At 75.4% G+C, this 16,064-nt stretch carries 15 protein-coding genes; 8 read left to right on the top strand and 7 right to left on the bottom strand.

Going from position 1 to position 16,064, the window contains the following annotated elements; genetic code table 11:
- Positions 1-327 precede the first annotated feature (327 nt).
- Together ABT295_RS16745 and ABT295_RS16750 are read right to left on the bottom strand one after the other, a co-directional pair.
- Positions 328-813, bottom strand: a complete 486-nt coding sequence (locus ABT295_RS16745; protein ID WP_352395539.1) for a nucleoside deaminase — start codon at positions 811-813, stop codon at positions 328-330.
- Complete coding sequence (locus ABT295_RS16750; protein ID WP_352395540.1) at positions 810-1,562, bottom strand: class I SAM-dependent methyltransferase; 753 nt, start codon at positions 1,560-1,562, stop codon at positions 810-812. Before ABT295_RS16750 ends, ABT295_RS16745 begins: the two co-directional genes overlap by 4 nt.
- 149 nt (positions 1,563-1,711) lie before the next feature.
- Here ABT295_RS16750 and ABT295_RS16755 point away from each other — a divergent pair, with 149 nt between their 5' ends.
- From ABT295_RS16755 to ABT295_RS16790, 8 genes are all read left to right on the top strand, one after another.
- The gene (locus ABT295_RS16755; RefSeq protein ID WP_352395541.1) at positions 1,712-2,782 is read left to right on the top strand and encodes a hypothetical protein; all 1,071 of its coding nucleotides are present in this window, start codon (positions 1,712-1,714) and stop codon (positions 2,780-2,782) included.
- 201 nt (positions 2,783-2,983) lie between these two features.
- Positions 2,984-4,579: an ABC transporter substrate-binding protein gene (locus ABT295_RS16760; RefSeq protein WP_352395542.1), complete on the top strand. Its 1,596-nt coding sequence runs from the start codon at positions 2,984-2,986 to the stop codon at positions 4,577-4,579.
- Between the two features lie 10 nt (positions 4,580-4,589).
- On the top strand, positions 4,590-5,699 hold the full coding sequence (locus ABT295_RS16765; RefSeq protein ID WP_352395543.1) for an ABC transporter permease: 1,110 nt from the start codon (positions 4,590-4,592) through the stop codon (positions 5,697-5,699).
- Positions 5,696-6,586, top strand: a complete 891-nt coding sequence (locus tag ABT295_RS16770; RefSeq protein ID WP_352395544.1) for an ABC transporter permease — start codon at positions 5,696-5,698, stop codon at positions 6,584-6,586. Before ABT295_RS16765 ends, ABT295_RS16770 begins: the two co-directional genes overlap by 4 nt.
- Positions 6,583-7,698 carry an ABC transporter ATP-binding protein gene (locus tag ABT295_RS16775; protein ID WP_352395545.1) on the top strand — a complete coding sequence of 372 codons (1,116 nt, stop codon included), beginning with the start codon at positions 6,583-6,585 and terminating at the stop codon, positions 7,696-7,698. Before ABT295_RS16770 ends, ABT295_RS16775 begins: the two co-directional genes overlap by 4 nt.
- Complete coding sequence (locus ABT295_RS16780; RefSeq protein WP_352395546.1) at positions 7,695-8,723, top strand: ABC transporter ATP-binding protein; 1,029 nt, start codon at positions 7,695-7,697, stop codon at positions 8,721-8,723. The genes ABT295_RS16775 and ABT295_RS16780 overlap by 4 nt, the downstream gene beginning before the upstream one ends.
- Positions 8,720-9,949: a metal-dependent hydrolase family protein gene (locus ABT295_RS16785; protein WP_352395547.1), complete on the top strand. Its 1,230-nt coding sequence runs from the start codon at positions 8,720-8,722 to the stop codon at positions 9,947-9,949. The genes ABT295_RS16780 and ABT295_RS16785 overlap by 4 nt, the downstream gene beginning before the upstream one ends.
- Complete coding sequence (locus tag ABT295_RS16790; RefSeq protein WP_352395548.1) at positions 9,946-10,428, top strand: YybH family protein; 483 nt, start codon at positions 9,946-9,948, stop codon at positions 10,426-10,428. Before ABT295_RS16785 ends, ABT295_RS16790 begins: the two co-directional genes overlap by 4 nt.
- Positions 10,429-10,474: 46 nt before the next feature.
- On the opposite strand, the gene ABT295_RS16795 is transcribed toward ABT295_RS16790, so the two are convergent.
- From ABT295_RS16795 to ABT295_RS16815, 5 genes are read right to left on the bottom strand one after another with little or no spacing between them, the layout of a single operon-like run.
- On the bottom strand, positions 10,475-12,253 hold the full coding sequence (locus ABT295_RS16795; RefSeq protein WP_352395549.1) for a DUF885 domain-containing protein: 1,779 nt from the start codon (positions 12,251-12,253) through the stop codon (positions 10,475-10,477).
- Positions 12,250-13,275, bottom strand: coding sequence for an LLM class flavin-dependent oxidoreductase (locus tag ABT295_RS16800; protein ID WP_352395550.1), 1,026 nt, complete (start codon positions 13,273-13,275; stop codon positions 12,250-12,252). The genes ABT295_RS16795 and ABT295_RS16800 overlap by 4 nt, the downstream gene beginning before the upstream one ends.
- A complete protein-coding gene (locus tag ABT295_RS16805; RefSeq protein WP_352395551.1) occupies positions 13,272-13,595 on the bottom strand; it encodes a TIGR04076 family protein in 324 nt (107 codons plus the stop codon). The genes ABT295_RS16800 and ABT295_RS16805 overlap by 4 nt, the downstream gene beginning before the upstream one ends.
- Positions 13,592-15,070 (bottom strand): alpha-hydroxy-acid oxidizing protein, encoded by a 1,479-nt coding sequence (locus ABT295_RS16810; protein ID WP_352395552.1) that lies wholly within the window; start codon positions 15,068-15,070, stop codon positions 13,592-13,594. The genes ABT295_RS16805 and ABT295_RS16810 overlap by 4 nt, the downstream gene beginning before the upstream one ends.
- The gene (locus ABT295_RS16815) at positions 15,064-15,939 is read right to left on the bottom strand and encodes a maleylpyruvate isomerase N-terminal domain-containing protein (protein WP_352395553.1); all 876 of its coding nucleotides are present in this window, start codon (positions 15,937-15,939) and stop codon (positions 15,064-15,066) included. The genes ABT295_RS16810 and ABT295_RS16815 overlap by 7 nt, the downstream gene beginning before the upstream one ends.
- Positions 15,940-16,064: the final 125 nt, after the last annotated feature.

Here is a 16,064-nt window from a genome sequence, read left to right on the forward strand (position 1 = left end):
TCAGGTCGGCCCGCGCCGCCGCCATCCACAGGGCCGCCGACTGCGCCTTGGCTGGGTTGGCGGGCCGATCCGGGCGGTACGGGGTGCATCAACTGCGCCTTGGCTGGGTTGGCGGGTCGGTCCGGGGGCTACGGGGTGCGCCGACTGCGCCTTGGCTGGGTTGGCGGGCCGATCAGGGCGCTGCGGGGTGCGCCGACTGCGCCTTGGCTGGGTTGGCGGGTCGGTCCGGGGGCTACGGGGTGCGCCAACTACGCCTTGGCTGGGTTGGCGGGCTGGGTCGGCGGGGGCGTATGCCGGGTGGCGGGGTGAGTCGGTTCGGCGGCGGGGTCAGTCGGTTCGGTGGGCGAAGCGCTCGTGGAGGGCGCGCACCTCGTCCTCGAGCTCGGGTGCGGGGCCGTCGACCACGGCGCCGGGCACGACGTCGAGGATCGACAGGGGCGCGACCGGTGACGCGGGCGAGCCCCACGCGGAGCGCCACGCGGTCAACCGGTCCGAGCCGACGGCGTACACGATGCGGCCGAGACCGACCCAGGCGTGCGCCGACGAGCACATCGGGCAGTGCTCACCCGAGGTGTAGACGGTCGCGGACGCCCGCTCGGCCGCCGTGAGGTTGGCGCCGGCCCAGCGGGCGATGGCGAACTCCGGGTGCTGCGTGGCCTCGAGCTCGACGACGTGGTTGTGGTCCTCGAAGAGCACCTCGCCCGCGCCCGAGACGAGCACCGACCCGAAGGGCTCGTCGCCGCGCTCGAGCGCGAGGCGGGCCAGGCCGACGGCGCGGCGGAGGTGGACGAGGTCGGTCGGCGTCAGGCTCATGCGACCCTCCCGGTGACGAGGGCGAAGGTGACGAAGGCGCCGCCGTCCGCCTCGAGCATGGACTGCACGGGGGAGGTCGGCTGGCCCTTGAGCTCCATGACGGCGCGCTCCCAGAGCAGCCAGTTGGCGCAGGCGTCGTCCTGGGTGCGGGCGGTGACGTCGGCGAAGGCGCGGCTGAAGGCCCACTGGCTGCGCAGCCACTCGGCGGTGTGCCAGGCGGCCGTCTCGGCGCCGACGACGCGGTCGATGTGGTCGGGGATCTCGCCGAGCTCGCGCACCTCGCTCGTCAGGGCGGGGGTCGCGACGCCGAGCTGTCCGCCGGGGCGGAGGAACTTCGCGAGGTAGGGCGGGTAGTGGTCGCCGGTGCCGAAGTACTCCCACGCGTCGATGCTGACGATCGCGTCGAACGAGCCGCTGCCGAAGGGCAGGGCGTGGGCGTCGACGCGCATCGGCAGCACCCGGTCGTCGACGCCCTCCTTGCGGAAGACCGCGCCGGCCGCGCTGGGGTCGACCCAGAGGTCGGCCGCGACGACGCTGACGCCGTACTCCCGCGCGAGGAAGACCGACGTGGCCCCGAGGCCCGAGCCGAGGTCGAGCACGCGCATGCCCGGGCGCAGGTCGAGGTCGGCGGCGAGGTCCTCGAGCAGCCACAACGGGTGCGGGCCCATGTCGAGGTCGACGAGCCACCGCGCGTCGTACTTCGACGACTTGGGAAAGGCGTCGCGGGTCAGGTGGTCGAGGGCGGGCATGCCACGATCCTCCGCGACCGGCCGGGCCCACGTCGACCCGGTTCCACCCCACGAGCGCACGACCGGGCGGGCGACGGCCCGCCGGAGGGTCCATGATGGGCGAAGCACCACCCGGGCCGCATCGGGTGGTCCGACACAGGGGAGTGCCGATGCACCACGCCGACACCACGCCTCGGAGGCTGCGCACGAGGTTGCTCGTCGTCCTGGCCGCCCTCGCGACGCTCGCGACCGCCGTCCTGCCGGCGACGTCGGCCACCGCTGCCACCGCGCCGCCGCCCGTCTCGGGCATCACGGTCACCGAGCGCACCGCGCACCGGGTCACCATCAGCTACCTCGTCCCGGCGGCCTACTACAGCCCCGGCGGCGGTGGCGTCGTGCGCGTGACCCGCGGCTACACGCCGGCGGCCTCCCCGACGAGCGGGTATGCCGTCCCCGTCACCGGGCGCACCGCCCGCACGACGCTCGTCCCCTCCCTGACCCCGAACGTCGCCTACACGTTCGCCGTCTGGGTCAGGGTCGGCCGCACGTACTCGGCCCGCCGCACCATCACGGTCGTCACCCGGCCCGACGTGGTGACGGGGCTGCAGTCGGCCGCGTCGGTCACGCCGCCCTCGTACGACCTCGGCCACGCGCAGGTGCGGCTCACGTGGCGCAACCCGGCCGGCCCGCTCAAGGCCGTCCGGATCGTGCGCAACACCGCCGCCACGACGACGGGCGGGACGGTCACGACCCTCCCCGGCACGGCCACGAGCTTCACCGACCCGTCCCTCCCCGCCTCGGTGTGCGGTGGCCGGACCACGGGGTGCAGCACGGCGCCCGTGCACTACTGGGTCATCCCCGAGTCGACGACCGGCGGCTTCGCCGACCGCTACGTGCGCAGCGACGTCGTCGTGGGCAGCCGCACCATCACCGGCACCGTGTCGCGGGGCAGCTCGGGCGTCGTCGCCCTCTGCTGCAACAACCTCTTCGACGCGGAGGGCGTCCTGGTCGCGCAGGCGGCTGCGGACCCGGCCGTCGCCGGAGGGGCGTTCACGATGCACGTGCCCCCGGGTGTGTACGCGGTCTGCACCTTCGCGGACCGCCCGCCGCAGAACCAGGTCGGCACGTGCTGGAGCACGGCCGCTGGCGGTTCGACTGAGGTCTGGTGGGAGGTGGGCGGCGACCCGACCCCCACGGTCGACGTGCGGACCGCGCCGTCCTACAACGGGGTCCGCCTCTAGAGGCCTCGGCGAGCGCGGGCCTGCAGACGTCCGCCCGGCCGTCGTCCACGTCGTGAGACGTCCGGGTGCCGACGGCACGACTCCGCAGATCCGCACGCGCAGTCCGGGTTGGGCGGCGGGGCGCTGTGGTAGACCGATCTCGGGCTCCGCGGCGGGGCTCCTGGATCGTCTGACGACGACTGCCCGAGAAGGACGTGCCTCGTGAACAAGAAGCTGCTCGTCGCGCCCCTGGCCCTCGGCCTGGCGCTCGCCGTCGGGGCGTGCAACCCGGCCCCGAAGAACTCCCCGACGGGCACGGGCGGCGCTGCGGCGTCGACGAAGCCGCTCGTCGTCGACACCGTCTTCGTGCTGAAGAGTGCCGACCCGGCCCGCAACTACGAGCCCACCGGCAACATCGTCGCGCGCGCCCTCTACGACACCCTCGTCACCTTCAAGGGCGCCGACCTCAAGACGCCGGTGCCCTCGATCGCGTCGAAGTGGGAGCAGTCGGCCGACGGCCTCAGCTGGACCTTCACCCTCGACCCGTCGGCGAAGTTCTCCGACGGCTCGGCGGTGACCGCCGACGACGTCGTCTTCTCCCTCACCCGCGTCGAGAACGTCAAGGGCAACCCGTCGTTCCTCGCCGACGGCCTGACGGTCACGGCCACGAACCCGCAGACCGTCGTCGTCAAGACGGCGACCTACGACCCGGCCCTGCTCGGCAAGCTCGCGAGCCCGTCGCTCGGCATCGTCAACTCCAAGGCGGCCAAGGCCGCCGGCGCCTCCGACGCCCAGGACGCCGCCACCGCGGACACCGCCGAGGACGCCTTCGCCAAGGCCTCGATGGGCTCGGGCCCCTACGTCCTCGAGTCCTTCGGCCTCTCGACCGAGGTCGTCCTCAAGGCCAACCCCAACTACTGGGGAGGCACGAAGCCGCACTACCAGCGCGTCGTCATCCGCAACGTCGACGCCGCCCAGCAGAAGAACAACGTCGAGAAGGGCGAGAGCGCCCTGGCCCTCGACCTCTCGCCCGATCAGGTGGCCTCCGTCGGCTCCGGCGTCGTGTCCACGTCGGTGCCGTCGCAGTACACCTTCTACCTCTTCACGAACGCCAACCCCGCGGTCAACAAGTGGACGGCGAACCCCGACTTCCAGGAGGCCGTCCGCCGCGGCATCGACTACTCCGGTCTGCTCGAGCTCGCCGGCAAGGGCTCGCGCCGGGCCGCCGGCATGGTGCCGGTGCAGTTCGCCGGGTCGCTGCCCGACGACAAGGCGCCGACCTTCGACGCCGCGGCCGCCAAGGCGGCGCTCGCGAAGTCGGGCTACGACGGCACCCCGGTCGAGATCTCGTTCCCGTCCGACCTGACGCAGAACGGCGTCTCCTTCACGGACATGTCGACGCGGATCGCCTCCGACCTCAACAAGATCGGCATCAAGACCGAGCTCAAGGGGGCGCCCGTCGCGACCGTGCTCGAGCTCGCGCGCGGCGGCAAGCAGCAGGTCGGCGTGTGGCTCTGGGGCCCGGACTTCCCGGACGCGAGCAACTACCTCGCCTTCGGCCCCGGCGGCATCGTCGGCGGCAAGCGCGTCAACTGGAAGGCCGGCTCCGACCCCGCCCTCGAGGCCGTCATGAAGCAGGCAGCCACCGAGAAGGACGAGACGAAGCGGGCCTCCCTCATGGAGCAGTTCCAGGAGGGCCTCAACGCCGGACCGGTCATGGGCCTCATCCAGCCGGCCCAGGTCTTCCTCGCGTCCGACTCGCTGAAGAACCTCAGCTACAACCTCGTGTGGTCGGTCAACGTCGCCGAGCTCGGCTGAGCCGCATCGCATGACGGCACCCGCCACGACACCACCCGCCGCGACACCACCCGCCTCGCCCGCGGGCCCGGCCGGCCGACGCGAGTCGGCCCGCCGGGCCTCCGGGCTCGGGGGCTTCCTCGCGCGCCGGGCGCTGGCCGGCGCGCTGCTCGTCGTCGGCATCACGGTCGTCGCCTTCCTGCTGACCCACGTCGTGCCCGGCGACCCCGCCGCGGCCGCCCTCGGTCAGCGGGCCATCGAGGACCCTGCGACGGTGGCGGCGTTCCGGGCCAAGTACGGCCTCGACCAGCCGCTCTGGCAGCAGTACCTCACCTACCTCGGCAACCTCCTGCAGGGCGACCTCGGCACCTCGCAGCAGACGCGGCGCCCGGTCACGACCGACCTGCTCGAGTACCTCCCGCCCACCATCGAGCTCGCCCTCGTCGCGATCGTCATCTCGCTCGTCGTCGGCGTGCTGCTCGGCACCGTCGCCGCGCTGAAGCGCGACCGCTGGCCCGACCAGCTCATCCGCGTCGTCAGCCTCACGGGGGTCTCGGTGCCGACCTTCTGGCTCGCGCTGACGGCCTCGCTCGTCTTCTCCGTCAAGCTCGGCTGGTTCAGCTCGACCGGACAGCTCGACCCCGGCTACCCCGCCTCGCCCCGGGTGACCGGGCTGCTCCTCATCGACTCGCTCCTCGACAACGACCCGTTCACCTTCCAGATGGCGCTGCACCACATCCTGCTCCCGGCGCTGGTGCTGTCGGCGTACACCGTCGGGCTCATCACCCGCTTCACCCGCGCGAGCGTGCTCGAGGTGCTCGGCAACGACTACGTCCGCGCCGCGAACGCCAAGGGGCTGCCGCGCCGGACCGTCATCGTGCGCCACGTCCTGCGACCCGCGATGGTGCCGATCATCACGGTGTCCGGCCTCGCGTTCGGGTCGCTGCTCTCGGGGACGGTGCTCGTCGAGTCGATCTTCTCGTGGCCGGGGCTGGGGCAGTACGCCTACAAGTCGTCACTCGCCCTCGACCTGCCCGCCGTCATGGGCGTCTCGGTGACCGTGGCCGTCGTCTACGTCGTCATCAACCTCGTCATCGACGTGCTCTACGGCGTCATCGACCCGCGGATCCGGCTCTCGTGAGCGCGGCCGGCACGAGCACGCCGCGCCGCCGACCGTGGCGCCGCGCACCGGGAGCCGCACGGTCCCCGTGGAGCCGTCCGCTCGCGGTGGTGGGCACCACGGTCATCGTCCTCTGGGTGCTCGTCGGCGTGTTCGCCCCGCTCATCGCCCCGCACGACCCGAACGCCCAGGACTTCGCGCGGCTCCTGCCGCCGGGCGGCGAGACCGTGCTCGGCACCGACGGGCTGGGCCGCGACATCCTCAGCCGGATCATCTACGGCACCCGCATCACGCTGCCGCTCGCGGTGCTGCTCGTCGTGCTCGCCACGGCCGTCGGCACGGTGCTCGGGTCGATCGCCGGCTACTTCGCCGGGTTCGCCGACACCGTCGTCATGCGCCTGGCCGACCTCGTCTTCGCCTTCCCGGGGATCATCCTCGCCATGGCAGCCGCCGCAGCCCTCGGTCCCGGTCTGCGCAACGCCGTCCTTGCCCTCGTCGTCGTCATGTGGCCGTCGTACGCCCGGGTCGTGCGCTCCATGCTGCTCGGACTGCGTGAGGCCGAGTTCGTCTCTGCCACGAGGCTGCTCGGCGCCTCGGCCCGCCGGACCCTCGTCACCGACCTCCGCCCGAACATCGCCGGGCCGGTCCTCGTGCTCGCCGCCCTCGAGGTCGGCAACGCCGTCCTGCTGCTCTCCGGCCTGTCGTTCCTCGGCCTCGGCGCGCAGCCTCCGGACCCCGAGTGGGGCGCCATGGTGTCGGAGGGCGCGCGCAACTTCGACGCGTGGTGGATCGGCGTCTTCCCCGGCCTCGCCATCCTCAGCGTCGTGCTCGCCTTCAACTTCCTCGGCGACACCCTGCGCGACGCGCTCGACCCCCGCACCGCCCGAGCCCTGAGGGAGACCCCGTGACCGGCGCCACGAGTGCTGCCCCGAGCGACACCCCGGTGCTCCGGGCGGAGTCGCTACGGGTCGAGCTGCCCGGCGGGCTCACCCCGGTGGACGGCGTCGACCTCGTCGTGCGGCCCGGCGAGGTCGTCGGCCTCGCCGGTGAGTCGGGCAGCGGCAAGACGCTGACGGCCCTCTCGCTCTTCGGCCTGCTGCCGCACGGCGGTCGCACGAGCGGGCGCCTCGAGGTCGGGGGTCGTGACGTGCTCACCATGTCGGAGCGGGCGCTGCGGGCGCTGCGGGGCGACGAGGTCGCGATGGTCTTCCAGGACCCGATGACCTCCCTGCACCCCATGCTCACCGTCGGCCGCCAGGTCACCGAGCACCTGCGCCACCACCACCGCACCGGGCGTGCGGCCGCGCGCGAGCGGGCCGTCGAGCTGCTGCGCCAGGTGCGCATCCCCGACCCCGAGCGCACCCTCGGCGCCTACCCCCACCAGCTCTCCGGCGGCATGCGCCAGCGGGCGGCCATCGCGATCGCCCTCGCGTGCTCGCCCTCGCTGCTCGTCGCCGACGAGCCGACGACGGCGCTCGACGTGACCGTGCAGGCCGGCATCCTGCGCCTGCTCGACCGGCTCCGCCGCGAGGAGGGCCTCAGCATCCTGCTCATCACGCACGACCTCGGCGTCATGGGCGCGCTCACCGACCGCCTCGCGGTCATGTATGCCGGCCGGATCGTCGAGACGGGCCCCACCGGTGACCTGTTGTCGGGGCCGCGCCACCCCTACACGCGCGGGCTGCTCGAGTCGCTGCCGAGCACCGACGTCGACGAGGTGCCTTCCGGCGGCACCGGCCGCGAGCCGCTCCGGGCCATCCCCGGTGCGGCGCCCCGGCTGACGCAGGTGCCGCCCGGGTGCCCGTTCCACCCCCGCTGCGCGCACGCCCGGCCGTCGTGCGCCACCGACCGTCCCGCGCTCGTGCCGATCGCCACCACGGCGCCTACGTCATCCACCGCGCCTACGTCATCCACCGCGCCGACGGCACCCACGGCATCCGGCGGCGGGCGACTGCTCGCGTGCCCCGTCGACCCGTTCGCCCCGACGTCGTCGGCCCGTCCCGAGGGGAGCCCGGCATGAGCCTCGTCACCGTCGAGGACGCCGAGGTCGTCTACCACCGTCGCGGTCAGGCGGTGCGAGCGGTCGCGGGCGCCAGCCTGACGGTCGAGCGGGGTGAGGTCGTCGGTCTGGTCGGCGAGTCCGGCTGCGGCAAGTCGACGCTCGCCAAGGCGATCCTCGGGCTCGTGCCGCTGGCGGCCGGATCGGTGCACTTCGAGGGCGAGCCGGTGGTCCCGCTGGGCCGGGGACCGCGGTCGCGGTCGCTGCGCGGCATGCAGATGGTCTTCCAGGACCCGTACTCCTCGCTCAACCCACGCCGCCGCGTCGGCGACCAGATCGCGGACGGCATCGAGCTCGGCACCGACGACCCGCCCCGCGCGGCCGAGCGCCGCACCCTCGTCGGCGAGCTGCTCGAGCGGGTCGGCCTGCCGCCGGAGTTCGCCCGGCGCTACCCCCACGAGTTCTCCGGTGGCCAGCGCCAGCGGATCGCCATCGCCCGGGCGCTCGCGGCCCGGCCGCGGCTCATCGTCGCCGACGAGGCGATCTCGGCCCTCGACGTCTCGGCCCAGGCCTCGATCGCGAACCTGCTCGCCTCGCTCGTCGCCGACCTCGACATGGGGCTGCTGTTCATCTCGCACGACCTCGGCATCGTGCGCCAGCTGAGCGACCGGATCGCCGTGATGTACCTCGGTGAGGTCGTCGAGACGGGACCGGCCGAGGACGTCTGGGCGCGCTCGGCCCACCCGTACGGCCGGGCCCTCATCGGCGCCATCCCGTCGGTGTCGAGCCGCGGCCTGCCCGACGACCTGCCGGGCGACGTGCCCGACCCGGCGGCGCCCCCGACGGGCTGCCGCTTCCACCCGCGCTGCCCGCGCGCCTTCGAGCCCTGCGCCGGCGAGGTGCCGGCCCTGCTCGAGGTCGCTCCCGGGCACCGCGCGGCGTGCCACCTCCACACGCGCAGCGCCTCGCTCGCGGCGGCCGTCGCCTCGCCCGACTCCACGCACCCCACCGACTCCACGCACCCCACCGACGGGACGCCCTCGTGACGACCACCCTCGAGCACCTCTGGCTGACCGGCGCGCGCGTCGTCGACCCCGACGGCGAGACCTCGGCGCCCTCCGCCCTGCACGTCGCGGGCGGACGGGTGACCGAGGTCCGCGCGGAGGCGCCCGAGGGGGAGCCCGCCCTCGACCTCGGCGGGCGCTTCGTCGCGCCCGGCCTCGTCACGGTGCACACCCACCTGTCGATCGTCTTCCCGTTCGTCGACACCGACGAGCAGGAGCGACCCGACCTCACGGCGTTCCGCTCCGCCGCCCGGGCCTGCGACGCGCTCGAGGCGGGGGCCACGACCGTGCGCTGCGTGCACGAGCAGCACGCCGTCGACGTCACCCTGCGCGAGGCGGACCGCCGCGGCTGGTTCGTCGCCCCACGCATCCTCGCGGGCGGGCGGGCGCTGTCGACGCCCGGCGGCCACGGCCAGGGCTCGGGGTCGGTCTACTGCGACGGCCCGGACGCCTTCGAGGCCGCAGCCCGCGCCGAGCTCGAGGCCGGCGCCGACCACGTGAAGATCTTCATCACCGGCGGCCTCGCCCACGCCGGCGAGCGCCCGCAGGACCCCGAGATGAGCGACGCCGAGATCGCGGCGGTCGTGCGCGCGGCCACCGACCACGGCACCTACGTCGTGGCCCATGCCGGGCACTTCAGCGCGATCCGGCGCGCCGTCGACGTCGGGGTGCGCAGCTTCGAGCACGCCTACGTCGTCGACGACGCGACGGCCCGGGTGCTCGCGCAGCCCGGTGTCTACGTCTCGCCGACGCTCGCCGTGACCCGCTCGCAGGACTGGATGGCCGAGCACGGCTTCGAGCAGCACTCGCGCGACAACGCGCGCCGCGTGGCCGTCGACCACCTCGAGAGCGCCCGCCGCCTCGTCGCGGCCGGGGTCACCCTGACGAACGGCACCGACATCCCGCCCGGCGACCGCACCGAGGGCACCTCCGCCGTCGTCCGCGAGGCCGAGCTGCTCGCCGAGGCCGGCCTCACGGCCCGCCAGGCGCTCGCGGCCTCGACGACGAACCCCGCCCGGATGTGCGGCGTCGACGACGAGACCGCCGGGGTCACCGTCGGCCGCAGCGCCGACCTGCTCGTCCTCGACGAGGACCCCACCGTCGACGTGTCGGCCCTGCGCACGGTGCGCGCCGTCGTCTCGCGCGGCCGGGTCGTCCGCGACGACCTGCACCTGCTCACCGCCCCGACCTCCGGAGGACCCCGATGACGACCGACCCCTCTGCCGACGGGACAGCCACCCACGCCGACGAAGCCCTCGAGGGCGAGGCGGCCCGCGTGTGGAACGTGCTCACCGACCTCTACGAGGCGTTCCTCGCCGGTGACCGGCAGCGCCTCGAGGCGCACCTCGACGAGGGGTGCACGATGTGGGACTCGACGATCCCGGCGCTGCGCACCAAGGCCGACCTCCAGGCCGGTCGAGGTGGGGGCGACAACGACCCCGGCTACCCCTCGCCCGTCGGGCTCGAGGCGAGCGAGCCCGTCGTCGGCCTGCTCGCCGACGACGCCGCGTGGGAGACGCACGTGCTGACGGCGCGCTTTCCCGACCCCTCGCTCGACGAGGTGCTGCGCTGCACGTCGGTGCTGCGCCGCGACGGCGGCGGCACGTGGCGCGTCGTGCACCACCACGAGGAGCTGCTCACCGGTCCCGGTCGCCCCGCCCCGTCGCGACGTCTCGCGGACGCCTGAGCGCAGCGGACGGCGTACGACCCCCCCGGGGCCGTATGCCGTCCGGTCACGCGGGAGCGCCACCCCGCCGGGTGCCGGTCGTCGTCGCGAGCGCGGTGCCCAGCGTGCGGAGCGGGCCGAGGCCCATCGGGCCCAGGCGCAGCAGCGCGGTGAGGAAGGCCCGCTCGTCCCACGCCGGCCCGGCCGAGGTGCGGGCCGCCACGCGGATCGACTCGAACTCGCGCGCCCCGACGCGGAAGGCGAGGGCCTGCGCCGGCCAGCCGAGGTAGCGGTCGACCTCGAAGCGCGCCATCGACGGCCCGAGCCCCGTCACGGCGCGGAGGAAGTCGACGGCGAGGTCGACCGACCACCGCCCCTGCTCGCCGAGGGCGGCGCCGCCGGCGAGACCGCCGTGCCGGCCGCGGCCCGGCGGGATCGGCAGGTCGAGGTGCAGCCCGAGGTCGATGACGATGCGGGCGGCCCGCCAGGCCTGGCCGACGAGCATGCCTAGCCGTTCGGCCGGGTCGTCGAGCAGCCCGATCTCGGCGGCCCACGCCTCGGCCCAGTGCGCCCAGCCCTCGGCGTGGCCGTGCACCTCGCAGAGGTGGCGCTGCCACGGGTGCAGCCCGGGGGCCGTCATCGCGGCGAGGATCTGGGTGTGGTGGCCCGGCACGCCCTCGTGGTGCACCGTCGTCGCCTCGCGCCACGTGCGCGCCCCGACGGCCGGGTCGACGGTCCACCAGACCCGTCCGGGGCGGGCCAGGTCGGCACCGGGCGGGTCGTAGTACATGACGCCCGAGGCCGCCGTCCACATGCGGCACTCGGGCAGCCGGTGCCGGCCCGCGGGCAGGTCGAGGTGGCGGCCGTCGACGTGGTCGGCGACCCGCGCGACGCGCTCGGCGAGCCACGGCTCGATGCCGGCGGGGGCGAGGTGACGGCCGGGCTGCTCGTCGAGCATCCGGGCGGCGGCGTCGAAGCCGTCGGGGTGCAGCTCCCGGGCCAGGGCGTCGGCCTCGCCCGCGATCCGGTCGAGCTCGCTCCAGCCCCAGGCATACGTCTCGAGCAGGTCGACGTCGGTGCCGAGGAAGGCGCGTGCCGTGCGGGTGTAGAGCTCGCGGCCGACGGGGTCGGCGGTCGGGGCCACGGGCAGCAGGACGCGCTCGAGGTCGTCGGCGAAGCGGCCCGTCGCGCGCGCGGCCTCGGCGGCGGCGACCGCGGCCCGGGCCCGGAGGTGGTCGGGGGCCCCGGCCACGACCCCCGCGTGGAAGCCGTCGTCGACCCAGCGGCGGCAGCGCGCCGCGATCCCGGTCACCTGCCGCGCCGCGACGACGTGGCCGCGCCCGGCCGAGCGGGTCAGCGTCGCGAGGTAGTCGGCATACGCGCCCCCGACGCCACCGAGGGCGTCGAGCACCGTCTCCCAGTCGTCGTCGGTGTCGCGGGGCAGGTGGTCGAAGGTCGCGCGCACGGCGTCGACGGGTGTGGCGAGCGGCGCGAGCAGGCGCTGGGTGAAGCCGACCTCGGCGAGGTCGACCTCCGCGTCGAGGCGCTCGGCGAGGACGAGGCGGAGGGCGGCGTCGGCGCCGGTCGGGTCGTCGGGGTGGCCGGCGGGCGCGGCCACGGGCGGGAGGGCACGGAGCGCCGAACGGGCCGCGCGGGCGGCGGCCAGGCGGTCGTCGTAGGCGTCCGGCGACAGGCGCGGCAGCGGCCCGTCGAGCGGGACGCCGGCGACGGTGGCCGCCTCGTGGTCGGTGCGGGCGAGCGCCGCGACGTAGTCGTCCGCGACGGCGTGCGCGGTGTCCCCGTGGTGGCGGGTGGCGGGCTCGGCGTGCTGCCGGTCGGCCGTCATGCGCCGACCCCCGCCCCGAAGGCGGCGCGCACGCGCGGGAGCGTCCGGGTGCCGAGCAGGCGGAGGCCCTCGAGGGCGTCGACGCCGTGCGGCGTGCCGAGCTCCACCCGGTCGGCGCCGGCGTCGAAGAGCGCCTCGACCTGGGCCGCGACGTCCTCGGGGGTGCCGGCGAATGCGAAACGGTCGAGGAGGTCGTCGGGCACGGCGCGACCGGCGGCGTCGTGGTCGCCCGCCGCGACGGCCGCGCCGATGCGCTCGCGCACGTCTGGGTCGACCGTGACGGTGGGGTCGAGGCCGGCGACGACGTCGAGGTAGAGGGCGACCTCGCGGCGGGCGAGGGCGCGGGCCGTGGCGCGGTCGGTGTCGCACACCGTGACGGCGCCGAGGACGACCCGGGTCGGGCCGTCGCCGAGCCAGCCGCGCACGAGCGCCGCCATGTCGGGATTGGCGCTGCCGCCGACCTTGACCTCGTCGGCGGTCGTGCCGGCCCAGCGCGTCGTCCGCTCGCCCCACGTGCCGACGAGCAGCTCGACGCGCTCGGGCGGCAGCGGGAACTGCAGCCGGACGCCCGCGGGCAGGCCGAGCACGGCGCCGTCGTAGCCGCTGTCGTCACCGGCGAGCAGCCGCCGCACGATCTCGGCGCTGTCGGCGAGCCGGGCGAGCGGGCGGCTCGCGTCGACCCCGAGCCCGTCGAGCCAGGCGCCGCGCGCGAGGCCGACGTAGGCACGCCCCTGCGAGGCGAGGGCGAGGGCGGCGACCTGCCCGGCGATCTCGACCGGGTGGGTGAGGAGCGGGTTCTGGCAGGCCGCGCCGATGCGCACGCGGGAGGTGGCCGCGGCGATCGTCGCGAGGGCGAGGGCCGGCGGCTGGAAGCCGAGGTCGGCGAAGACGCTGACCCCGTCGAAGCCGAGGTCCTCGGCCGCCCGGGCGAGGGTGGCGTAGGCGGCCGGCGTCTTGTCGGTCTGGAGGGCGACGGTGACCTGGCGCCCGGGGACGCCGCCCGGGGGGACGGTGGCGGTCACGTGAGGTCGTCCGTGCGGTGCGCGCGGACGTCGCCGCTCTCGATCCGCATGACGAGCCGCTCCTCGGGGTCCGGGCAGGCCACCTCGCAGTCGCGGGCGAGCCAGTCGTCCGGATCGAGGGCGCGCTGCCGGGCGGGCAGGAGCGGCAGCACCGCGGCGAGGGCGTAGAGGCAGAAGTGGCCGCCCTCGGGCAGGCGCAGCTCGCTCGAGCGGGTCACCGTGAAGGAGTCGCCCGGTCGCAGGCCGCAGACGGAGCGCCCCTCGATGCGGTCGACGACGACCCGGAGGTCGGCGAGCGTGGTGACGGGGTCGTCGGTCACGGGTGGTCTCCCGGGTGGGTCGGGCGGGTGTGGGCGGGTGCGGAGCGCGTGTGGTCGGTGCGGACCGGAGCGGTGTGGAGCAGGCGGTCGGGGGTGAGGTCCGCGAGCGAGGTGCAGCCCGTCAGCGCCATCTCGAGGTCGAGCTCGGCGCGGAGGTTGCGCAACACCTCGGAGACGCCTGCGGCGCCGGCGACCGCCAGGCCGTAGACGTGTGGACGACCGATGCCGACGGCGCTCGCACCCAGCGCGAGGGCGACGAAGGCGTCTGCGCCGCAACGGATCCCGCTGTCGAAGATGATCGGCGCCGCCGACCCCGCGCCGCGGACGGCCTCGACGACGCCGGGCAGGGCGTCGAGCGCGGCGACCGACCGGTCGACCTGTCGGCCGCCGTGGTTGGAGACGTAGACGCCGTCGACGCCCGCGTCGACCGCGCGGCGGGCGTCGTCGGGGTGCAGGATCCCCTTGAGCACGATGGGCAGGCTGGTCATCTGCCGCAGCCTCGGCAGGTCGTCCCAGGTGAGCGCCGGGCGGCTGAACACCTCGAGGAAGGTCTCGACGGCCGCCCGCGGCGCGGGGTCCGTGAGGTTGGCGCGCGTGCGGCCGGGGTGGTTGCGGCTCAGCGCGAGCAGGGTCGACAGGGCCGCCGGTGTCGGCCGGGGCCGCGCCGCCGGCGTGCCCGAGCCACCCGGCGCGCCCGGCCCGCCCGCGCCGTGGCTGGAAGTGCGCCGTGGCGCGGTTGCGGCCGGCGAGGGGCCCGTTGCCCGGCTGGAAGTGCGCCATGGCGCGGTTTCGGTCGAGCGGGCTGCGACCTTCGCCGCGACGCGGGCCCGGAAGACGGGGTCGGACGTGTACTGCGCGATGCCCTCACCGCGCGCGAAGGGGAGGTGGCCGAGGTCGAGGTCGCGCGGTCGCCAGCCGAGGTATGCCGTGTCGAGGGTGACGACGAGGGCCTCGCTGCCGCACGCCTCGGCCCGGGCGACGAGGCTCGCCGCCAGGTCGTCGTCGCTGCTCCAGTAGAGCTGGAACCAGTGGCCCGAGCCGCCGAGCTCCTCGGCGATGCGCTCCATCGGCGCGCACGCCTGGGTGCTGATCACCTGCGTGACGCGCTGTTCACGGGCACCGCGCGCGACGGCGAGGTCGGCGTCGGCGTGCGCCGCGGAGAGGACGCCGACCGGCGCGACGAGGAAGGGGCTCTCGTGCCGTCTCCCGAAGAGCTCGACGCCCGTGTCGCGCTCCGTCGTGTCGACGAGCAGGCGGGGCACGACCTGCCAGCGGTCGAAGGCGGCCACGTTGGCGCGCGCGGTGGCCTCGGACCCCGCCGAGCCGGCCACGTAGGCAAAGCCCCTGCGGGACATGGCCTTGCGGGCCTCGGTCTCGAGCCGGTCGTGGTCCGTCGGCACCGCGGGACGCCTCCCGAGGGCGCCGGCGCCGTAGATCGCGGACTGCACCGCGCGACCGAAGCCCTGGCTCACCACGCCACCGTCACGGTGTCGGCCCACCAGCGCTCGACGGCGTCCCGTGGCTCGCCGGCCCGGCTCCACAGCCGGAGCAGCACCTCGACCGGCCCGCCGGTGATGACGGCGTCCGCCTCCGGCGACGCGTCGCCCGGTGAGCGGGCCAGACGGGTCGTGACAGGAGGCCGGTCCGGGGCGAGCTCGAGCAGCCACGCCCGCCCCGCCGCGTCGGGGGCGACGACGACGCGCAGGCCCGGGTCGTGCGTGACGCCCTGGCGGGGGCGGGGCACGAAGCCGGTCAGCAGCTCGTCGATGCCGTCGAGCGCGACGGCCGGGCGGATCCACGTCTCCTCGGCGCGGGGCGGGCGCCCGAGGCGCGCGGCGAGCGCGTCGACCGCGTGGATCGTCGTCTCGTGGCACTGCCGACGGGCCCAGAAGAGGCGCGGGGCGGGCGCGTCGAGCAGGAACGGCCGGCCCGCCAGGTCGTCCGGGGCGTCGACGAGGGCCTGGAGCAGGTCGGTGGCGCCCTCGTCGAACCAGCCGAGCAGGTCGGCCGAGCCACGCCCTGCCTGCTCGAGCGCGGCGGTGTCGGTCACCGGCGAGCGCCGCAGGTGGCTCGCGGCCCAGCGGTGCACCATGCCCTGGTGCGCCACGAGGTCGCGCACCGTCCAGCCGGGGCAGGTCGGCACCGTGGCGTCGAGACCGGCGGCCACCGCGTTGGCGCGCAGCACCGTGGCCGCGGCGCCGAGGCCCTCGCCGAGCACGTCGAGCGCGGGCAGCGTGCGCGGCGCCGGGTCGGCGGGCACGTGCGACCCGTCCCCGACGGGCTCGTCCGACGACGCACGGGCGGGCGGCCCGGCGGCGGGCTCCGCCTCGGTGTCTCCACGCATGGGGGGAGTCTGCCCCATGGTCGGCCGTCTCCGGGGAGTGCGCGGCGGGCGCGAGACGTGGCGCTCCACCGTCGTGCGGGCACGGCGGTAGATTTGCCGGGCGGCACGGCACGACCGTCCGCCAC

Origin of the sequence: Terrabacter sp. NPDC000476, assembly GCF_040300125.1 — a bacterium.
GTDB lineage: Bacteria > Actinomycetota > Actinomycetes > Actinomycetales > Dermatophilaceae > Terrabacter.